This window comes from Polaromonas sp. (assembly GCF_010365105.1).
GTDB lineage: Bacteria > Pseudomonadota > Gammaproteobacteria > Burkholderiales > Burkholderiaceae_C > Polaromonas.
The window spans coordinates 85396-106117 of the sequence record NZ_JAAFGZ010000015.1; the positions used below are offsets into that span (position 1 = coordinate 85396).

At 56.2% G+C, this 20722-nt stretch carries 20 protein-coding genes; 16 read left to right on the top strand and 4 right to left on the bottom strand.

The window, feature by feature from the left end; all coding sequences use genetic code 11:
- The first annotated feature begins 67 nt into the window (after positions 1 to 67).
- Positions 68 to 655: a TIGR02466 family protein gene (locus GZ092_RS11600; RefSeq protein WP_293636578.1), complete on the top strand. Its 588-nt coding sequence runs from the start codon at positions 68 to 70 to the stop codon at positions 653 to 655.
- Positions 656 to 1428: 773 nt separating this feature from the next.
- Here GZ092_RS11600 and GZ092_RS11605 read toward each other — a convergent pair.
- Positions 1429 to 1770, bottom strand: coding sequence for an H-NS histone family protein (locus GZ092_RS11605; protein ID WP_293636579.1), 342 nt, complete (start codon positions 1768 to 1770; stop codon positions 1429 to 1431).
- Between the two features lie 539 nt (positions 1771 to 2309).
- Here GZ092_RS11605 and GZ092_RS11610 point away from each other — a divergent pair.
- The 14 genes from GZ092_RS11610 (at position 2310) to argB (ending at position 16599) form a co-directional block, all read left to right on the top strand.
- Complete coding sequence (locus GZ092_RS11610; protein ID WP_293636580.1) at positions 2310 to 3248, top strand: hypothetical protein; 939 nt, start codon at positions 2310 to 2312, stop codon at positions 3246 to 3248.
- Between the two features lie 125 nt (positions 3249 to 3373).
- A complete protein-coding gene (gene rfbB / locus GZ092_RS11615) occupies positions 3374 to 4438 on the top strand; it encodes a dTDP-glucose 4,6-dehydratase (protein WP_293636581.1) in 1065 nt (354 codons plus the stop codon).
- The gene (rfbD, locus tag GZ092_RS11620) at positions 4435 to 5325 is read left to right on the top strand and encodes a dTDP-4-dehydrorhamnose reductase (protein ID WP_293636582.1); all 891 of its coding nucleotides are present in this window, start codon (positions 4435 to 4437) and stop codon (positions 5323 to 5325) included. Before rfbB ends, rfbD begins: the two co-directional genes overlap by 4 nt.
- Before the next feature lie 24 nt (positions 5326 to 5349).
- The gene (gene rfbA, locus GZ092_RS11625; protein WP_293636583.1) at positions 5350 to 6237 is read left to right on the top strand and encodes a glucose-1-phosphate thymidylyltransferase RfbA; all 888 of its coding nucleotides are present in this window, start codon (positions 5350 to 5352) and stop codon (positions 6235 to 6237) included.
- Positions 6234 to 6779 (top strand): dTDP-4-dehydrorhamnose 3,5-epimerase, encoded by a 546-nt coding sequence (gene rfbC, locus GZ092_RS11630; protein ID WP_293636584.1) that lies wholly within the window; start codon positions 6234 to 6236, stop codon positions 6777 to 6779. The genes rfbA and rfbC overlap by 4 nt, the downstream gene beginning before the upstream one ends.
- 10 nt (positions 6780 to 6789) lie before the next feature.
- Complete coding sequence (locus GZ092_RS11635) at positions 6790 to 8058, top strand: flippase (RefSeq protein WP_293636586.1); 1269 nt, start codon at positions 6790 to 6792, stop codon at positions 8056 to 8058.
- A gap of 48 nt (positions 8059 to 8106) precedes the next feature.
- A complete protein-coding gene (locus GZ092_RS11640; protein ID WP_293636588.1) occupies positions 8107 to 8973 on the top strand; it encodes a hypothetical protein in 867 nt (288 codons plus the stop codon).
- Positions 8970 to 10184 carry a hypothetical protein gene (locus tag GZ092_RS11645; protein WP_293636589.1) on the top strand — a complete coding sequence of 405 codons (1215 nt, stop codon included), beginning with the start codon at positions 8970 to 8972 and terminating at the stop codon, positions 10182 to 10184. Before GZ092_RS11640 ends, GZ092_RS11645 begins: the two co-directional genes overlap by 4 nt.
- On the top strand, positions 10181 to 10948 hold the full coding sequence (locus GZ092_RS11650) for a glycosyltransferase family 2 protein (protein ID WP_293636590.1): 768 nt from the start codon (positions 10181 to 10183) through the stop codon (positions 10946 to 10948). The genes GZ092_RS11645 and GZ092_RS11650 overlap by 4 nt, the downstream gene beginning before the upstream one ends.
- Before the next feature lie 29 nt (positions 10949 to 10977).
- Entirely contained in the window at positions 10978 to 11922 is a 945-nt protein-coding gene (locus GZ092_RS11655; RefSeq protein WP_293636591.1) for a glycosyltransferase, read from the top strand.
- Positions 11919 to 12872, top strand: a complete 954-nt coding sequence (locus GZ092_RS11660; protein WP_293636593.1) for an SDR family oxidoreductase — start codon at positions 11919 to 11921, stop codon at positions 12870 to 12872. The genes GZ092_RS11655 and GZ092_RS11660 overlap by 4 nt, the downstream gene beginning before the upstream one ends.
- The gene (locus GZ092_RS11665) at positions 12869 to 13429 is read left to right on the top strand and encodes a sugar transferase (protein ID WP_293636594.1); all 561 of its coding nucleotides are present in this window, start codon (positions 12869 to 12871) and stop codon (positions 13427 to 13429) included. The genes GZ092_RS11660 and GZ092_RS11665 overlap by 4 nt, the downstream gene beginning before the upstream one ends.
- Positions 13430 to 13563: 134 nt before the next feature.
- Positions 13564 to 15516, top strand: coding sequence for a nucleoside-diphosphate sugar epimerase/dehydratase (locus GZ092_RS11670; protein ID WP_293636595.1), 1953 nt, complete (start codon positions 13564 to 13566; stop codon positions 15514 to 15516).
- Between the two features lie 156 nt (positions 15517 to 15672).
- Positions 15673 to 16599: an acetylglutamate kinase gene (argB, locus tag GZ092_RS11675; protein ID WP_293636596.1), complete on the top strand. Its 927-nt coding sequence runs from the start codon at positions 15673 to 15675 to the stop codon at positions 16597 to 16599.
- 155 nt (positions 16600 to 16754) lie between these two features.
- Here argB and GZ092_RS11680 read toward each other — a convergent pair whose 3' ends face one another.
- The 3 genes from GZ092_RS11680 to GZ092_RS11690 form a co-directional block, all read right to left on the bottom strand.
- Positions 16755 to 17684: a tripartite tricarboxylate transporter substrate binding protein gene (locus tag GZ092_RS11680; RefSeq protein ID WP_293636639.1), complete on the bottom strand. Its 930-nt coding sequence runs from the start codon at positions 17682 to 17684 to the stop codon at positions 16755 to 16757.
- A 102-nt stretch (positions 17685 to 17786) separates the two neighbouring features.
- Positions 17787 to 18608: a 3-keto-5-aminohexanoate cleavage protein gene (locus GZ092_RS11685; protein ID WP_293636597.1), complete on the bottom strand. Its 822-nt coding sequence runs from the start codon at positions 18606 to 18608 to the stop codon at positions 17787 to 17789.
- An 11-nt stretch (positions 18609 to 18619) separates the two neighbouring features.
- Positions 18620 to 19573, bottom strand: a complete 954-nt coding sequence (locus GZ092_RS11690) for a 3-hydroxyacyl-CoA dehydrogenase NAD-binding domain-containing protein (protein WP_293636640.1) — start codon at positions 19571 to 19573, stop codon at positions 18620 to 18622.
- 104 nt (positions 19574 to 19677) lie between these two features.
- Between GZ092_RS11690 and GZ092_RS11695 the strand changes: the two genes are divergently transcribed.
- Positions 19678 to 20637 (top strand): LysR family transcriptional regulator, encoded by a 960-nt coding sequence (locus GZ092_RS11695; RefSeq protein WP_293636598.1) that lies wholly within the window; start codon positions 19678 to 19680, stop codon positions 20635 to 20637.
- Positions 20638 to 20722: the final 85 nt, after the last annotated feature.

The window sequence follows — 20722 nt, forward strand, 5'->3', positions numbered from 1 at the left end:
GTTTAGCTAGCCGAGCCCCCATCCCATCACAAGTGGGGTGGGGGCTTTTTTATGACGCGAATGTTTTATGCAAGTGACGACAAACCACCTGGACCTCTTCCCGACCCGCCTCTGGATCTTTGACCTGTCAGGGCTGCAGGTCCACTTTTCCGCCTGGCACGCTGAACTCGATGCCATGCGCCAAAATTCCCCAACTGCCGCCGGTCGCTCCAATCGGCATGGCTGGAACAGCGATAAAACAGTTTTTGCCCGGCCTGACTTTGCGCCCTTGCGTAAGGCCTGTGAAGTTTCTTTCGCTCACGCCTTTCGCGAGATGGGTGCGCCGGGCAGCCTGCGTTACGGCCTCGAAGCATGGGCCAACATCCATGATCCTGGCGCCTACAACACCGCCCACCTGCATCAAAATGTGCTGTTGTCGGGCAGCTTTTATCTGGCTGTGCCAGAGGGTGCTGGCGCGCTCGTGTTCCGGGACCCAAGGCCGGGCGCCGTGCTTTCGCCCTTTCGCGGCAAAGGCGCCAATGCCTGCCAAACCATCAACATTCGTCCCAAGTCCGGGGTGCTGGTCGTGTTTCCGAACTGGCTCGAACATGCCGTGGAAACCCATGAAGGAACGATGCCCCGCATTTGTATTGCGATGAATGCATTGTCGGGATGAACCGGTGTAGCAGGGCGCAGAAGATAGTCTGCAGCAGACCTGCCCGCGACCATTTATTGTTTTGCTGAGCGATTTGCCTTGGTGTCATGTCGTCAACCGCTGTGGTCACCTTGCTTTTTTGTACACCCAAGATGAGTTATTACAACGTACTTTTGTTTTTGACCTTGCCCACAAGGATGGGTACATCTCCACAATGTTCCTGCATCATGCGTACAGTGCGTTTGTGAACATCCGGAGAAAACTTTATTGACCTCTTGTTTGCAGCGCCATCTTTTCAAAGTTTGGGGCTTTCATCACCTGGAGGCGGTTAAAAGTGCGTATGGCTTTTATTGCCTGGTTGACGTGATCGTGCTGACAGTCATCACCTGAACGCGCAAGCCAGAGCGCTCCCTGGTCAATGCGCTGCACAAGCAGGATCACAAAGCTACCGGGCACACGATCAAGAGGCTTGGAAAGAACAGGGTGATAGGCGCCAGGCGGCCGGCAGTGCTGCGGCGGATAACAATATCGAATTGCAGCTGGTCAAGCTGCCCTAAGTAAAGAAGGGCCTTGCGCTGCTGTCTTGCATGGCATCAATACATTTCTGGGCGCGCAATAAGGTTTCCACTAATCCACAAAAATTATAAAAGTAAACATTACTTTGACGGGTCTGACTCTTCCCTTGTCAAAGGTTGCAATGGGAAGTGGCAGCAGTTTCATCAGAAGTGCTGGAAACGCCGGTTCTTATTCATGTTGAGCAATCATCCCAACAAACCGGCGGCAATCAAGTTTTGTTAACTTTTGATAAGAAACTCTTGCTTTTCACGTCCTGAAGCAATTTGAGCGCTTAACCAGGCTGGAGACTTGCCTCGGCCCGTCCATGTTTTTCCACTACTTGGATCCTGGTATTTTGGGGCGACCACATTGCGTTTGTCACCAGAGACTTGCTTGCCAGCGCCTTTACCTGAAAAACCGAGTTCTGCACCGGTAAGGCCATGGTTTTTGATTAGTTCCTTGACTGCTGCAATGGCTTGGGTGCGTTCACCCTTGCGTTCAGCTTCCTGCTCTTTGCGCAATGCGTTTAACTTTGCTTCGTAGTCATTGATTTGCTGCTGTAGTTCATTTGACTTCGACATGTTTGAATGCTTTCTTTGAAAAAGCTGAATGATAAAGGATTTAAGATGTATTTGTAAATCCGCTTTGAATAGATTTTTTTTGAAACCCCGCGCCCAGATGTTGGAGTAAGTCGGCTAACCCCGAAATTCATTTTCTTGGTTGGTTTTTAATTAAAGAATCCGTACGGGTTCTTTTTTATCGTTGCATTGGGATAGTAGGATTTTTTGTGATAGGGCGTAACTTGTATCACTTTTCGAACATTCTGGCTGGTATGGTTAATACCGGCTGACAAGTCATGTATGCTTGAGGCGCTGACAGCAAACAGTTTTTCCACTCAGCCGATTCGTGATAATTTTTTGATTTCAATCCTGAGATTGGTGTTAGAACGAATTTATTGTGCGGCCGTGGTGCGAACGAACCATCAAGCTTGACTCGTTGGTCAGTCAAAACATAATGCATTTGTGCGTGTGTGTATTTGCCAGCAGAGCGAGCTGCCTCTCATGCCCATGGATTGCCCTGGTGTGAGTTCTCTCGGGTTTCGTGGGACTGAGTCAGTTGGATGAATTCCCACTCGCAGCCATCAACTAATACTCCTATTTTCCAAAATGGGACTGCTCCAGTTCTGGAAATTTCAAACAAGGGAAAAATGGAAGAGATTCAACGCCGTCCAGGCCAATCAGAAATTAATGGCAGTTTTTTGGATATTCTGCTTGCACTGGCCGAGAATGCCAGACTGCTGGTCTTTGGGTCTTTGGGGGTCGGGTTGTGTGCGCTGGCCATCGGTTTCATGGTTCCACAAACCTACCAAAGTGTGTCTGTTTTGCAGGCTGACCCATCAACTGCCAGTGTGATGCTGACTGCCGCAGTACTGGACCCGGTCATTGTGTCCTTGGGGCTGGGCAAGGACATTGCCGTGGATGAAGCCCGGCGCCAGTTGCGGGACCAAATCAAGACTTCCGTCGGACGGACCGACAAACTTCTCACTCTGACCGTGTCTGCCGGTTCGCCGCAGCAGGCCCAGACCATTGCCACGGCGGTGATTCAACGAACTTTCCAGGAAAGTCGTCCCAAGGGAACGGTGCGCTTGCGTCTTGAAGCGCAACTGGCCGAGGCCCGGGCGCGCTTCAAAAATGCGCAGGTTGTGGGTCAAATCCTGTACCAGCAACTTGGCGGGTCAGGCACAGGGACTAACGCAAGGGCAGAGGTCGCTCGGGGTTATGCGGAACTGCTTGGCGCGACAAGTGCCGCCCAAAACCAGATCGTTTTGCTGGAAGCCCAGCTGGAGGGCTTGAGCGATGCCCAACTGGTACAGTTGCCTACCCTGCCCGACAACCCCAGCCATCCTAAAAAGGGTCTGATCGCTATTAGCGCTACCTTGACTGCTGGATTGGCGCTGCTGATATTTATTTTTATCCGGCAGAGTTTGCGGAATACTTTGGTCAGTGGCACGAACTCGGAAAAATTGCTGCGCATTCGCAAATCCATGGGTTTGGGTTGAGTCAGGTTCGGGTTAAAACTTGAATTTTCCTCCGGCGAATGGTCTGTCATTTCGGGATATTTCGCCAGTAAATCCCTGATTATTTTGCATTCAACACGTCAATGGCTTAACAACCATACTATTACATGACCATCCTCATCACCGGTGGCGCCGGCTTCATAGGCGCCAATTTTGTACTTGACTGGCTGGCGCAGACGGACGAGCCCATCGTCAACCTGGACAAGCTGACCTATGCCGGCAATCTGGAAACGCTGGCGTCTCTCGACGCCGATGCGCGCCACATGTTTGTGCAGGGCGACATTGGCGACAGCGCGCTGGTTGACCGCCTGCTGGCTGAACACCAGCCGCGCGCCGTGCTGAACTTCGCTGCCGAAAGCCATGTGGACCGTTCTATCCACAGCCCTGAAGACTTCATCCAGACCAACATCGTGGGCACCTTTCGCCTGCTGGAGGCCGTGCGCGCTTACTGGGGCGGCATGCCCGCGCAAGAAAAAGCGGCCTTTCGCCTGCTGCATGTCTCCACCGACGAGGTCTATGGCTCGCTGGGCGCGGGCGATCCGGCCTTTGCCGAAACGCACCGCTACGAACCCAACAGCCCGTATTCGGCCAGCAAGGCGGCCAGCGACCACCTGGTGCGTGCCTACCACCACACCTACGGCTTGCCGGTGCTGACCACCAATTGCTCGAACAACTACGGGCCGTACCACTTTCCGGAAAAGCTCATCCCGCTCTTGATCGTCAACGCCCTGGCCGGCAAGCCGCTGCCGGTCTACGGCGATGGCATGCAGGTACGCGACTGGTTGTACGTGAAGGACCATTGCAGCGCCATTCGCCGCGTGCTTGAAGCCGGCCGACCGGGCGAGGTGTACAACGTCGGCGGCTGGAACGAAAAACCAAACATAGAGATTGTCAACACCGTCTGCGCCTTGCTCGACGAGCTGCGTCCCAGTCTGGGCACCAGCAGCTACAGCGCACAAATCAGTTACGTCAAGGACCGGCCCGGCCACGACCGCCGCTATGCGATCGATGCCGGCAAGATCGAGCGCGAACTGGGCTGGAAACCAGCTGAAACCTTTGAGTCCGGCATCCGCAAGACCGTGCAGTGGTACCTGGCCAACCCCGAATGGGTCGCTCATGTGCAAAGCGGTGCCTACCGAGACTGGGTGCAGACCCAGTACGCCAGCGTATGAAAATCCTGCTTTTCGGCAAGAACGGCCAGCTCGGCTGGGAACTGCAGCGCAGCCTGGCGCCGCTGGGTGAGCTCATCGCGCTGGACCGGCACAGCCAGGAATACTGCGGCGACCTGTCCAACCTGCCCGGACTGGCCGACACGGTACGCACATTGCGCCCCGATGTGATCGTCAATGCCGCCGCCCACACGGCCGTGGACAGGGCCGAAAGCGAGCCCGAACTGGCGCGCACCATCAACGCCCTGGCGCCCGGCGTGCTGGCGCAGGAGGCCGGCAAACTGGGTGCCTGGCTGGTGCATTACTCGACCGACTATGTGTTTGATGGCAGCGGCAGCCGGCCCTGGGTCGAAGGCGATGCGCCCGCGCCGCTGGGCGTGTATGGCCGGACCAAGCTCGAAGGCGAGCAGCTGATTGCCGAACACTCCCGGCATCACCTGATGTTTCGCACCAGCTGGGTGTATGCGGCACGCGGCGGCAACTTTGCAAAAACCATGCTGCGTCTGGCGCAGGAGCGCGAGCGCCTGACCGTGATCGACGACCAGTTTGGCGCGCCCACCGGCGCCGAACTGATTGCCGACGTCACGGCCCACGCCATCCGCCAGGCGTTGCAGCGCCCGCAGGACGCCGGGCTCTACCATCTGGCCGCCCAGGGCGAAACGACCTGGAATCGTTATGCAAAACATGTGATTGCGCAGGCGCAGCTTGTACAGCCAGCTATGAAAATACTAGCAAGTGAAGTCGCCGCCGTGCCCACCAGCGCTTTTCCGACACCGGCGCGGCGGCCGCACAACTCGCGCCTGGATTGCACCCGGCTGCAAACAGTTTTCGGCTTGACACTGCCCGCCTGGCAGCAGGGCGTGGACCGCATGCTGGCCGAAATTCTTTAAGAAACGACAAGAAACCTACATCCCATGACCCAACGCAAAGGCATCATCCTCGCCGGAGGTTCCGGCACCCGGCTGCATCCGGCCACGCTGGCCATCAGCAAGCAACTGCTCCCGGTGTATGACAAGCCGATGATCTACTATCCGCTGAGCACCCTGATGCTGGCCGGCATCCGCGACGTGCTGATCATCAGCACGCCACAGGACACGCCGCGCTTTGCGCAACTGCTGGGCGACGGCAGCCAGTGGGGCATGAATCTGCAATACGCCGTGCAGCCCAGCCCGGACGGCCTGGCGCAGGCTTTTCTTATCGGCGAGCAATTCATCGGCAACCAACCCAGCGCCCTGGTGCTGGGCGACAACATTTTTCACGGCCATGATTTCGTGCCCTTGCTGGCCGAGGCCGACGCGCAAGTTGGCGGTGCGACCGTCTTCGCCTACCACGTGCAGGACCCCGAGCGTTACGGCGTGGTGGCTTTCGATGCCGCCGGCAAGGCCAGCAGCATTGAGGAAAAGCCGCTGAAGCCCAGAAGCAACTATGCCGTCACGGGGCTGTATTTCTATGACCGGCAGGTCGTGGACATTGCCAAGGCCGTCCAGCCGAGTGCCCGGGGCGAGCTGGAAATCACTGCCGTGAACCAGGCCTATCTGGACCTGGACCAGCTCAAGGTGCAGATCATGAAGCGCGGCTATGCATGGCTGGACACCGGCACGCATGACAGCCTGCTGGAAGCTGGACAGTTCATTGCCACGCTGGAGCACCGTCAGGGCCTGAAGATCGCCTGTCCGGAGGAAATTGCCTGGCGCAACGGCTTTATTGATGCCGAGCAGCTTGAAAAGCTGGCCCGGCCGCTGGCCAAGAACGGCTACGGCCAGTACTTGCAGCGTCTGCTGGCCGAAGGGGGACGGCCATGAAGGTCACACAGACGGCTATTGCCGATGTGCTGATCATCGAGCCGAAGGTATTCGGCGATGCGCGCGGCTTTTTCTTCGAGAGTTTCAACCAGCAGGCGTTTGACGAAGTGGCGGGAGCCCACCATCAGTTTGTGCAGGACAACCACAGCCGAAGCACCAAGGGCGTGCTGCGCGGCCTGCACTATCAGATTGAGCAACCGCAGGGTAAGCTGGTCCGGGTAGCGCGCGGAGCGGTGTTCGACGTGGCGGTGGACATCCGCAAGTCATCGTCAACGTTCGGGGAATGGGTGGGCGTGGAATTGAGCGAAGAAAATCACCGCCAGCTGTGGGTGCCGCCGGGCTTCGCTCATGGGTTTGTGGTACTCAGCGAGACGGCAGATTTTCTGTACAAAACGACCGACTACTATGCGCCCGCGCATGAGCGCTGCATTGCCTGGAATGATCCGGCTATCGGGATTGAGTGGCCGCTAGCCCTGCACGGCATTGCACAACCCGTACTTTCTGCCAAGGATCTGCAGGGTATAAATTTGAGTAAAGCTTGAGAAGCGGCATATGTCGCTGCGACGCAATACGCTCTGGAATTTAGCCGGAACCGGATTTCCCCTTGTGCTGGGGGCAGTCACGATACCCTATCTGATTAAAGAGGTGGGTGTCGAGGCATTTGGTATCCTCACGATAGTGTGGGCCCTGATTGGGTACTTTAGTCTTTTTGATTTTGGACTGGGTCGAGCGCTTACACAACAAGTGGCTGCCGCCCGCTCAACAGGTTCCGATGCTTCATTACCCAGCCTGGTGAAAACAGGGCTTTGGTTTACTGCAGTAACGGGTTTATTGGGTGGGCTGATCCTTGGACTGACCTCTGAGAGGCTGGCACTTGATTGGCTTAATGTCAGTATATCCTTGCAGCCCAGCACAGCTAATGCATTGTTAATTGCTGCAATAGGTATTCCATTAACAACAGTCACCACCGGCCTCCGGGGAATTCTGGAAGGTTATGAAGATTTCCGGGTAGTGAATTTGTTGCGGATGTGCTTGGGAGCGGCAAATTTTGGCTTGCCTGCGCTTAGCGTGATGTTCTTGGGTAAATCACTGGTTTGGATGGTTGCCAGTTTAATTGCTGCACGGGTATTAATGCTTGCAGCCCATGCCTGGGAAGTGCACAAAAAACTGCCAACAGACTCGGCGCTTGGAGGGGTCAGCAAAGAAAAGATGCGACAGCTGCTGTCTTTCGGTGCATGGATGACGGTTTCAAACATTATCAGTCCCTTAATGGTTACTGCAGACAGATTTGTTATTTCTGGAGCACTAGGTGCAAGTGTTGTCGCTTACTATACCGTGCCCTTTGAAGCCTTGATACGTGTACTGGTTTTACCTGCCGCATTAACTGCGGCATTATTTCCCAGGATTGCCACAGTCATGAAGATAAATCCTTCGGAAGCGAAAATTCTGTACAGAAAATGTTTGGCTACAGTAGCTGGAGTTTTACTTCCTGTATGCATTTTAATCGCGGTTGGATCGAGGTGGGGTCTGCATTTATGGCTGGGGCAGGATTTTGCAGATAAATCCTGGGCGATTGTTTCGGTGATGGCTTTGGGTTTGCTGCTTAATGGGATGGCACATGTTCCCTTTGCTGCCATTCAGGCAGGAGGTGATTCCCGTACAACGGCCTATCTGCATTTGATTGAATTGTTGTTTTATGCTCCACTGCTGTTTTTTTGCATGAAAACATTTGGCATATTGGGTGCCGCAATCGCTTGGACGATAAGAGTGGGTATGGATTTGCTTGCACTTCTTTTGATTTGTAAAAGAAACAAACTTTGAAGCTGATGGAAAACACTCTATTTTTTATAAGATTAAGGACTGCAAAAAATGAGTTCGAGTGAAAATCTTGATGGTGTGCTTGCTGTGCTGGTTGTTTATGAGCGTAATTTAGAAGAAGTCAAGCCTTGGAATCAGTTACGTACGTTGTTAAAATACAGTAAGGCAGGCAGTTTGAGTTTGTGTCATGTACTTATTTATGATAATTCTGCGCAACCACGAGCAAAGCCTCCCTTGCTGGAGAATTGCAGCTATATTCACAATCCAAAAAATGAAGGAACGGCATCTGCCTATGCATGCGGTATGTATTTGGCGCAAGATTTAGGGTTGGGCTGGCTCTTGCTTCTGGACCATGACACGACACTTCCTGAAGGTTTTTTCTCCCTTGCTTCTGAGGCATTGAACCAGGCAGGCATACGTCCAGCTGCATTGCTTCCCTGGGTGGTGCATGCTGAAAGAGCTGTCTCGCCTGCACATATGACCTGGAACGGCGGTTTCAAGCCTGTCCCGCGCCATTCGGGATTGAAGTTAGGTAAATGCCTGACTGGAATTTCCTCGGCAAGTTTTGTCGATGTCAAATCCTTTGAGGAAATCGGACCTATACCGAAACAACTTTGGCTTGATTATGTAGATCACTGGATTTTTTCACGATTTAACTCGATGAATAAAAGTATTGCTGTGTTTGATGCCGTTGTAAAGCATGAGCTGTCGATCTATGAGCCAGCTACTGTAAATCGTGCACGGCTTTTTAATATAATGGATGCTGAGAATTTTTTTATTGCATCATTGCCGTGGTCTGCGCGATTTTTTTATCCGATGAGAATTTTGTTTCGTATAGTTCGACAGATGTTATCCAATCCTGCTGGGGCATGGAACATCGTTGCATGGCTTTTTGAGCCACGTAAAAATCATTCATGATGCGGGCACTTTATACGGTGACGGTACTGGAGCTGTTTTTGGGTGGCGGCGGGCGTTTGCTTGAGTTTGGCCCGGTAACTCTGCGCATGGTGTTGTTTGTATTATGTATTTGTGCATCCATGGTGCTGTTGGTGTTTCACAAAAATAAAGATGGCGGTGCGGTGTTGTTTTCCTTGGGCGTGAGCGTGGTTTATATGCTTGTTCATGGCCTTGGATTTTTTAATGGAGCAGTTAAGGGAGCGGACTGGGCAGATTTGCTTTCCGATACACAGCCATCTTTGTACTGGATGCTCGCACCTTTCTTCGCAATCATGTTGGGTTCTGTGAGTGTTGTCCGATCGACAGCAACAATGTTATGTATGTCCGGTGTAGTGCTTGCAATCATATATTTAATCTCAGTGGTTGGATTATGGTCGGGAATTTTGGAGTTTGACAGGTTTTATCAAACCCTTGATTCAACTGGTGAATTTTTCTTTCGAGGTGAGAATTTTTTCTTTTATAAAGGATTTCTTTATCTTGCTATTTCCAGTGTTTTTCTGATGTTCATGAAGGGCCGGTTGTCAAGTGTTGCATTGCTTTTGGTCATCGTCGCTCTTACTCTCACATTGACGCGGGGTTTTGTTATTTCTACGGCGGCAGCAATAATTTTCATGCTGTTCGGACTTCGTCGATGGAAATCTCTTGCCTTAGCATTTTTGTTGACGTTTATTTCCGGTTTTTTTGTCTGGTTTTATTTGCCTGGCACAAGTGCAGGATTTTCTGAGCAACGTGAGATTTCAAATAATGTCCGCCTGAACGATTTGAGTTTCATGCTTGAAAATGCAAGTGTCTCAACGTTGATAATAGGTGAGGGGTTTGGGTCGTATATTAATGAGCGGTTGAATATCGAGAATTCTTTCCTGTGGATAGGGTGGAAGTTGGGCGTGGCCGGATTGATGTTTTGGTTGTTTCCTCTGATAACGGCATTTATTTATTATCATCGTATTGATAAAAATGACTTAAATTATAATTTGGGATCGGCTTTCTTTTATTCTATTTTGCTTGTTTACATTCAAACTGGATCAAATCCTTTTTTGAATAATCCAATTGGCTTGTCTTTCGTATTGATCTCTTTGTTTTCACTGCGTACGCTGGCTAATTTTTCGGATTCGCGTGAAATGACTGGCAAGCCGATAACCTATTTTGACAAGACAGGTGTCGCAATTTTATGAGTCTCCCGGTTTCAGTGGTGATGGCCGTATTCAACGGTCGAAAATTTCTTCCTGTTCAGATTGCTTCGGTTCTTTCCCAGCTTGAGCCGCAGGATGAGCTCCTGGTCATCGACGATGCTTCTTCTGATGGGTCCAGCGAATGGCTTGCTTCAGTCAATGATGCCCGTGTTCATGTTTATGTCAATCCCGTCAATACGGGTGTTATAAAGAGCTTTGAGCGCGGATTTTCCCTGGCTCGGCATTCTATTTTATTTTTATGTGATCAGGATGATGCATGGTTGCCTGGAAAACGTTCGAGCTTTGTGAATGAATTCGAACGTGATCCTCGGGTATTGGTGGTTGTATCTGATGCCGAATTGATTGATGCACAAGGTGTGGTTACTGCGCCATCCTTCATGGAAACCCGTGGCGGATTTAAGGGTGGTTTATGGAGTACGCTGATACGAAATCGTTATCTGGGTTGCGCAATGGCCATTCGAGGTGAACTGCTTTCTGTTGCACTTCCCATCCCAGCTTCGGTGCCAATGCACGACATGTGGCTTGGAGTGCTTGGTGCAGCCTTTGGAAGAGTAAGTTATATTCCATTTCCATTGATTCAATATCGTCGTCACAACAGTAATGTTAGTCCTGATAAATCGCAAGGCTGGCTGCTGATGCTGGTTTGGCGGATCAGGCTTTTTGCTTTATGGGTGCGTCGAATAATTTCCCAAGGATTTCGATTAAACAATCTTCGCGATTCTTTGATTGATAATCAAAAAAAATAACTTTGATCTATAAGGTGTAAAGGCTTATCTTGAGTGTAGATAATATTAATGATGATTTGACGGTGCTTGATGTGGCCGTACTTCTGGCTGCATTCAATGGTACGCAATGGATTGATGCGCAAATAACATCCATACTGGAACAAAAAAATGTGAATGTAAAAATTTTCATCAGTGTTGATCCGTCGACGGATGACACAATGGTTTTATGTCAAGATTGGGCGAGTAGGAACTCGTCTGTTTTTGTGCTCCCTTGTGTGGAGCGTTTTGGTGGTGCTGCGCGTAATTTTTTTAAAATTTTCAGTGAAGTAAATTTTCGGAAATTCGACTACGTCTGTCTTGCCGATCAGGATGATATTTGGCTTCCAGATAAGCTGATTCGTGCGCATGAAATGCTTTTGAAAACTGGAGCAGATGCCTATTCAAGTAATGTCATTGCATTTTGGCAAGATGGTCGTCAGCAACTAATTGAAAAATCACAGAAGCAGACTCGATGGGACTTTTTGTTCGAAGCTGCGGGTCCAGGTTGCACGTATGTGTTTCGAAAAGAACTTGCTTGTGCCATTCAAGTCCTGCTGAAAACCCGCTGGACTGAAGTTCAACAGGTCGGTTTGCATGACTGGTTTTTTTATGCCTATGCGCGCGCCAATGGGTATCGGTGGTTTATAGATGACTACGCTGGAATGCTTTACCGGCAGCATGAAAAAAACCAGGTAGGTGTCAATAAGGGATTGCAAGCTTATCTTCACCGCGCACGCAAGGTATTGAATGGATGGGGGCTGGCCCAATCTGCATTGATTGCTGAACTTGTCGGATTGGGGAATGATCCTTTCGTCCGGCAGTGGTCGAACGGCAGCAAGTCGGGTTTGCTGTCGCTCAGTCTCCATGCCTGGGAATGCCGTCGACGTTTGCGCGACAAGATACTGTTTTCATTGTCGTGTGCCGCTTTGCTGCTGGCAGGAAAGCGTCGCGCATGATCCGACCGAATGTTCTGGTCACCGGTGCCAATGGGTTTGTGGGAGGGGCCGTGTGCGCCGAGGCTGCCGCCCGTGAGTTGACAGTGGGCGCGGCGACCCGCGCACCTTGCCGATTTTTCGGCGAAACCGAAAATATCGTGGTGGAGGAGATCAATGCCAACACCCTCTGGCATGCTGCCCTGAACGGCCGCCAGGCCGTTGTTCATGCGGCTGCCCGCGTGCATGTCATGGCAGAAACAGCCGGCAATCCCCTGGATGAATTTCGCCGGGTCAACGTTCAGGGCACCTTGAATCTGGCTGAACAGGCGGCGTTTGCCGGTGTGCGTCGCTTTGTCTTCATCAGCTCCGTCAAGGTCAATGGCGAAGCAACGCAGCCCGACCGGCCTTTTTGCGCCGACGATGCGCCGGCGCCGCTCGACGCCTATGGCATTTCCAAGCTGGAGGCCGAACAGGGGTTGCGAGAGATTGCGGCTCAAACCGGCATGGAAGTCGTCATCATTCGTCCGCCGCTGGTGTACGGCCCCGGCGTCAAGGCCAATTTCGCCACCATGATGCGCTGGCTCCGGCGCGGCGTACCCTTACCGCTGGGCGCCATCCACAACCAGCGCAGCCTGGTGGCGCTGGACAACCTGGTCGATCTGATCGTGACCTGCCTGACCCATCCGGCGGCGGCCAACCAGACCTTTCTGGTGTCCGATGGACAAGATGTTTCCACCACCGAATTGCTGCGCCGCATGGGCCAGGCCATGAATCGCCCGGCGCGCCTGATTCCCGTGCCTGCGGGTCTGCTGACGCAGGCGGCTGCGCTGCTCGGCAAGGGGGACATGGCCCGGCGCCTCTGCGGTTCGCTGCAGGTGGATATTCAGAAAACGCGCCATCTTTTGGGTTGGAAACCACCCTTGACCCTGGATCAGGGCTTGAAGAAGGCCGCGGAAGGCTACTCCCCATGAAGCGGATGTTTGACCTTTTCCTGGCCGTGGCGGCCGCCCTGATTCTGGTTGTGCCGGTGTCGCTGGTCGCCCTGATGGTCCGCCTGACCTCGCCCGGCCCTGTCCTGTACTGGTCGGACCGGGTAGGGCGCCACAACAAACTGTTCAAGATGCCCAAGTTCCGCAGCATGCGGGTCGGCACACCGGCCGTCGCCACGCACTTGCTGGCCGACCCAACAACCTATCTGACGCCCATTGGCAGCTTTTTACGCAAAAGCAGCCTGGATGAACTGCCGCAGTTGTGGAGTATCTTGACCGGTGACATGAGCTTTGTCGGGCCACGCCCTGCGCTCTTCAACCAGCATGACCTGATTGAACTGAGGACCCGTTTTGGCGTGCATGAACTGGTGCCGGGGCTGACGGGCTGGGCACAAATCAACGGGCGCGACGAGTTACCCATTCCCGACAAGGTCAAACTCGATGTGGCGTATCTTCAGCAGCAGACGCTGTGGTTTGACATTCGTATTTTGTGGCTGACCTTCGTCAAGGTAATTCGGCGCGATGGCGTCGCCCACTGACCGTCAGCGGGCTGAATGAAAAATGTGTTGACGGTTATGCAAGCGGGAACAAGGGGATGGCGTGTTTCAAGGCTGAAAGCATCGGTTTTACTTCGCTGCTTGCTTGCCTTCAGGCCTAACTACAAGAAGATCAAATGTTATTCAATCGATTGAATGCAGCACCCTTGCTGGCATTGCCGCGCAATGCCAAACGGGCGTTTGTCATTGTGCTTGACCTGCTGCTGACGCTGGTGTCGGTGTGGATCGCTTTTTACCTGCGCGTCGACCAGACCGGCCTGCCCTATGCACAGCAAGCCTACGTGTACCTGCTCGCGCCCCTGCTGGCGATTCCTGTCTTCGTGCGATTTGGACTGTACCGCGCCATTTTTCGCTACACCGGCATGGCGGCCCTGGCGACCACGGCCAAAGCGGTCGCGCTGTATGCGGTGCTATTTTTTGGGACTTTGCTGTATTTCAAATGGGAAGGCGTGCCCCGCACCCTGGGCCTGATCCAGCCCCTGCTGCTGCTGCTGCTGGTCGGCATCAGCCGTGCGATGGCGCGGTTCTGGCTGGCCGGCTGGTCGAGCAAGGCGCGTCATGCGGTCGGCCGCCTGCTGATCTATGGCGCTGGCGAGGCGGGTGTGGAAACAGCCTCTGCCCTGGCGGTGGCCCGCCAGTTCGTGCTGCTGGGCTTTATCGACGATGACAAAAAGAAGGCCGGAAGAAGCATCAACGGCGTCGACATCATGGCACCCGCCGAGGTGGCCGATGCTGTGGAGCGCATGGGCGTGACTGACATCCTGCTGGCCATGCCGGCGCTGGACCGTGCGCGGCGCAATGAAATCATCGCCAGCCTGCGCGAACTGCCCGTGCACGTCCGGACGCTCCCCGGCATGGGCGACATGGCGTCGGGGCGGGTGACGATCCAGGATTTCCAGGAACTCGATGTGGAAGACCTGCTGGGCCGCCCGCCGGTGCCGCCCGATTCGACCCTGCTGGCGCGCAACCTGGCCGACCAGGCGGTGCTGGTCACCGGCGCAGGCGGCAGCATCGGCAGCGAGTTGTGCCGCCAGATCCTGCAGGAAAAGCCGCGCCGGCTGGTGCTGGTCGAACTCAATGAATTTGCCCTGTACACCATTCACCGCGAACTGCTGGGTTTGTGCATTGACCATGGGCTGCAGGTCGAGGTGGTCCCTCTGCTGGCCAGCGTCGGCAATTTTGGCCGCATCAAGGAAATCTTCCAGCTTTACCGGCCGGCCACGGTCTACCACGCCGCAGCCTACAAGCATGTGCCGCTGGTCGAGAGCAATCCGTCCGAAGGCGTGCTGAACAATGTCTTTGGTACCCTGAACGCCGCCAGAGCCGCCATGGAAAGCGGAACATCGCATTTCGTGCTGATTTCCACCGACAAGGCGGTTCGCCCGACCAATGTCATGGGCGCGACCAAGCGCATGGCCGAACTGGTGCTTCAGGCACTGGCAGCCAGCCCGTCGGTGCGTTTTGTGGCCCCCGACGGCAGCTACAGTCCGGAAGTCCCGAACCGCACCATATTTGCCATGGTCCGCTTTGGCAATGTGCTGGGCAGCAGCGGCAGCGTGGTGCCGCTGTTTCGCAAGCAGCTGCGCGACGGCGGCCCGCTGACGGTCACGCATCCGGAGGTCACACGCTATTTCATGACGATTCCCGAGGCCGCCCAGCTGGTGCTGCAAGCCGGTGCCATGGCCCAAGGGGGCGATGTGTTTGTGCTTGACATGGGCAGCCCGCTAAAAATTGTCGATCTTGCCCGGCGCATGGCGCAACTGTCCGGCCTGAGCCTGCGTGATGCGGACAACCCCGACGGCGATATTGAAATCAGGATCACCGGTCTTCGCCCTGGCGAAAAGCTGTACGAAGAACTGCTGATCGGCGACAACCCCGAGAAAACGGCGCACCAGCGAATCATGAAGGCGCACGAGGAGTTTGTTTCCTGGACGGAACTCGCACCCATCCTGGTGGATATGCGCCAGGCCGCCACGCTCAACCAAGCGCCGGTGATGCGCGCCATCCTGCTCCGGCTGGTGCATGGCTACCGCCCGCATGGAGACAGCGTGGCTGGTGCGCCGGCGTAACCACCCGCGGCCCTGCCGGGTGACGCCTGATACCGGTTTTTAGGCCCACGAGAGTCCACCGATGCCGGCTGGCGCCAGTCTGGTGCGCGTGGCGACTTCAGTTCATCACGCCCATGCGGCACAATTTGCAGATTCAACACTTTCAGGCTTGATGACATGACCCATCCGCTGCTTCCCGAATCATCTTCTTCCGACCCCGACCTGTCGCATATTGGACCGCGCGACAAGGCCGAGATCCTGGCCCAGGCGCTGCCCTACATTCGCCAGTTTCATGGCAAAACCATCGTCATCAAGTACGGTGGCAATGCCATGACCGACCCTGCGCTGCAGGCCGACTTCGCCGAAGACGTGGTGCTGCTCAAGCTGGTCGGCATGAACCCGGTGGTGGTGCATGGCGGCGGACCACAGATTGAAATGGCGTTGAACCGGCTGGGCAAGAAAGGCCATTTCATCCAGGGCATGCGCGTGACCGACGACGAAACCATGGAGGTTGTCGAATGGGTGCTGGCAGGCCAAGTGCAGCAGGACATCGTCGGACTGATTAACCAGGCCGGCGGCAAGGCAGTGGGCCTGACCGGGCGCGACGGCGGTTTGATCCGCGCGAAAAAGCTCACCATGCTGGACAAGGACGATGCCAGCAAGGAGCATGACATCGGATTTGTTGGCGAAATCGTCAGCATCGACCCCAGCGTGGTCAAGGCGCTGCAGGACGACGCCTTCATTCCGGTCATCAGCCCGATCGGCTTTGGGGAAAACAACGAAAGCTACAACATCAACGCCGACGTGGTGGCCGGCAAGCTGGCCACGGTGCTCAAGGCTGAAAAGCTGGTGCTGCTGACCAATATTCCGGGTGTGTTGAACAAGGCCGGCGAGTTGCTGACCGATCTGACGGCGCGCGAGATCGACGGCTTGTTTGCCGACGGCACGATTTCAGGCGGCATGCTGCCCAAGATCGAAGGCGCGCTGGACGCCGCCAAGAGCGGCGTGAACGCCGTTCACATCATCGACGGCCGGGTGCCGCATGCGATGCTGCTGGAGATCCTGACGGACAAGGCCTACGGCACGATGATCCGCTCGCACTGAGCGCATCGGCTGGCCTGATTTTTTCGGCCAGCACTGCGGTTTTTTTAGGTAAAAATGTGTGTTTTCGCCCTACCAGCATGCATTCGAAGCTATCAAATCAGGACTGATTGGCCGATTCATTCGGTTTCCCCTGAAGGCCGCAGGGGACCGAATGCTCAATCCAGTGTGACGCCGGAGTCCTTGACCACCTTGCCGAGTCGCACGGTTTCCTTCTTGATCAATTCGCCGAATTGCGCTGGGGTGCCACCCACCACGGGCGTTCCCAGCGCTTCCCATTTCTTGTGGAACTCGGGCTCCTTGAAAATGGCATTCAGTGTGCTGTTGAGCTTGTCGATGATCGGCGCGGGCGTGCCGGCGCGAACGGCAACGCCATGCCAGCCGGTAAATTCATAACCGGCCACGCCGGCCTCGGCCATGGTCGGCACATTGGGCAACAGCGGGCTGCGTTTGGCCGAGGTCACGGCCAGCGGGATGAGCTTGCCGGTCTGGATGTAAGGCAGGGAACTGCCCAGCACATCGAACATCACATTGACCTGGCCGCCCAGCAGATCGTTCAGCGCCGGGCCTGCGCCCCGGTAGGGGATATGTGCAATCTTGATATCCATCTGTGTGTTGAACAGCTCTCCCGCCAGATGCTGCGGCGTGCCGTTGCCGGCCGATGCAAAACTCAGATCCGGCTTGTTGGTTTTGGCCAGCGCCACCAGTTCCTTGACGGTTTTCACGCTCAGCTTGGGATTGACCTCCAGCACCATCGGAAACGCTGAAATCTGGATCACCGGCGCCAGGTCGGTCAGCGGGTTGAAGGGCATGCTGCGAAACAGCGTGGAATTGACCGCCATCGGGCCGCTGGCCGCCAGCAGCAGCGTGTACCCGTCAGCCGGGGACTGCTTGGCGACTTCGGCGCTGCCCAGGTTGCCGCCGGCGCCGCCCTTGTTGTCCACGATCACCGTGACGCCCAGCCGGGTTTGCAGCTCCTGGCTCAGCAGCCGCGCCATCAGGTCGGTCGGGCCGCCGGGCGGGTAGGGCACCACGAAACGGATATTCTTGCTGGGGTAGCTGTCCTGCGCATGGCTGGCCAGCGGCATCAGCAGGGCCAGGGTCACGCTGGCGCCCAGTGTGGCGCCCAGTTTGAGAAAAGCGGTGCAGTTCATGGGGTTGTCTCCTGGTGGTGGTTGTGGTTGAAATGCTCAGGCCGCGCCGAAGCGCTGGCGGATGTCCTGCGCGCTGGCCAGCGGACGGCCCAGGCTGAAGGCGGCTTCTCTGGCCTGTCCGACCAGGGCCGCATTGTCGGGTGCAGTCTGGCCGTTTTTAAGCTGGAGGTTGTTCTCGAAACCCACCCGCACATGGCCACCCAGGGCGGCGGCGGCCGTCACGCAGGCATGTTCGGTGGCGCCGAATGCGCACACCGCCCAGGGCTCTGGCCCGGTGTGGGCATGCATAAAAGGCACCAGATCGCGCGGGTTGGAGGTTTGCCCGGTGGTGTAGCGGCCGAGCACGAACAGCAAAAACCAGGAAGCCTCGGGAACCACACCGCGTTCGCGCAGGGTCTGCCAGCGCTGCAGGTCGGCCACGTCATAAAGAATGACTTGCGTCATGACCCGCTCGCGCTCCAGCCAGCCGAAAAATGCGGCCAGGCTGGCTTCGCCAATGTCTGGCTGGTCCAGTTCTCGAATCGAGACCGAAACGGCTTCCGGCCGCAGCGCCTGCACCATGGCGATCTGTTCGGGTGCCTGGTAAACGCGGCCGGCTTCACTGGTGATTTGCAGCACCATGGCGTCGCCCACGGCTGCCTTGACGACCTGCAAGGCGTTGCGGTAACCCTCTACGTCCAGGCTGTGCCCGCCTTGCGCGTCGCGGATATGAAGATGCAGCATGGCGGCGCCCGCCTCCAGGCAGGACTTGGCAGTACTGGCCAGGCTGGCGGCGGTCAGCGGAACGGCCGCATGGTCATGGGCCTGCTTGTAGGCGCCGTTGGGCGCCACGGTGATGATGAGTGGATCAAAAGTCATGGGGTGGGCGGTCAGAAGGTTTTGTCGAGGGGAGGGAGTTCATCGGCCAGCAGGTCCAGCCCCTGCCGCAGCAGGCGGTCGTAGCGCGCGCGCTCCGTGCGGCGCCGCGTTTCGGGCCATTCGTAAAAACCGGCACCGGTCTTCATGCCCAGCCTGCCTGCATCGACATGCGTCTGCAGCACCTTGGCAGGAACCGTGGTGCTGGAAAGGCTGGGGTACATGCTGGCGGCGGCGGCGCGATGCACGTCGAGTCCGGCGTGGTCGCGCTGCAGCACCGGCCCTGCGGCCAGGTAGCGAAAGCCGAAGCCGAACCGCACGGCCGCGTCCACATCCTCGGGCGTGGCGATGCCTTCGTCGATCATGGCAAAGGCTTCTCTAGCCAGCGCATGCTGCAGCCGGTTGGCCAGAAAGCCGGGCTTGTCCTTGCGCACCAGCACCGGCACGCTGCCGCAGCCGCGCATGAAGGCGGACAAGCTGTCGGCCAGTGCCAGGTTGGAGTCCGGACCGCACACCACTTCCACCAACGGCACCAGGTGGGCAGGCATGAAAAAGTGCAGCCCCAGCATGCGCTGGCGCGAGTCCAGTCCCTGGACGATGGCGCTGATCGGAAAGCTCGAACTGTTGCTGGCCAGTACGGCAGAAGCTCGCGCATGCTTCACCAGTTCGGCAAATAGTTGCTGCTTCATCGGCAAATTTTCCGGAATGCATTCCACCACCAGCGCCACGTCGTCCCAGGCCACAGATGACAACTCGGCTACCGCCGTGACCTGGTCTGCCCGACGTTCCAGCCCGAGCGGTGTCAAGCCTTGCCTTACATGCGCCTGCAATGCGGCGCGCCTGGCTTCGCCTGGATCAACCACCGTCACGCGGCAACCACCGCGTGCCAGCACGATGGCCACATCGGCCCCCATGGTGCCTCCGCCGACCACCACGGCATGTACGTTTTTCGGATGAGAGGGAAGCAGGTTCAAAAGAAGTCCTTTTTGTAAAACAGGATGGCGGGTTTCTGGCGAGTCTAGGAGGTGGGCATTGCGCTGTCCAAACGTTTTTATGGATAAACTGATTCGCTATGCAGATCAATTGGTCACTCCGCGAACTCGATGTTTTCCTGGCCCTGGCCGCCACCCTGAGCTTTCGCCGCACCGCTGCGCAAGTCAATCTGTCGCAGTCGGCCGTTTCCGGCGTCATCACGCGGCTGGAGGAAACACTGGCGGTGCGGCTGTTTGACCGGACCACGCGCCATGTGCAGCTCACGGCGACCGGGCAGGTGTTTGCCGAGCAGGCGCTGCTGCTGCGCGCCCAGACTGACGAGGCGGTGCGTGCGGTGCGCAACGTGGTGGAACTGCAGTCGGGCAAGGTGACGCTGGCTGCTTTGCCGTCGCTGGCTGCTACCGTGGTACCGGCGGCCTGCGCCCGTTTCAGCGCACGGCACCCCGGCATCCGGTTCCGGATTGTGGACACGCTGTCAGGCCCGGCCTTTGACCTGGTGCGTGCCGGTCAGGTGGATTTCGCGCTCACGGCCGCCAATCCTGCTTATGCCGACCTGGACTACCAGCCGCTGGCCTCGGACGGCTTTGTCCTGCTGATTCCGCCCGGCCATGCGCTGGCCCAGGCGAACGGACCGCTGCGTTGGATCGACGTGGCCGCGCTGACGCATATTTCAATGCCGCTGCCCGCCAGTGTGCGCCAGTATGCGGACGCTGCGCTGCTGGAGCACCGCTTGCGCTTTGTGCCAACCTACGAGGTCGAGCACCTGGCCACCATCACCGCCATGGTCGCCTGCGGGCTGGGGGTTGCCGCGCTGCCCGAACTGGCGGCGGCGGTGGCGCCGCAGCCCGGCGTGGTGCGCCGCATTCTGGTCGATCCTGACATTTCCCGTCCGATCGGGCTGGTCACGCGGCGTTATCGCAGTCTGTCACCAGCCGCAACGGCATTGGTGGACATGCTGCGTGAAGAGATGGCGCGGGTGGCGCCAAGGCCCTGGCAGGCTGCCCAAAAGACGCAAACCCTGAATACGCCTGCGCGGTAAGTCTTTGAAAATCAAGGGTAAACCCTTGATTTGCTTAGGAGCTGAACTCTAGAAAGATGTAGGGAGAATAGCCTGCATGAGATGA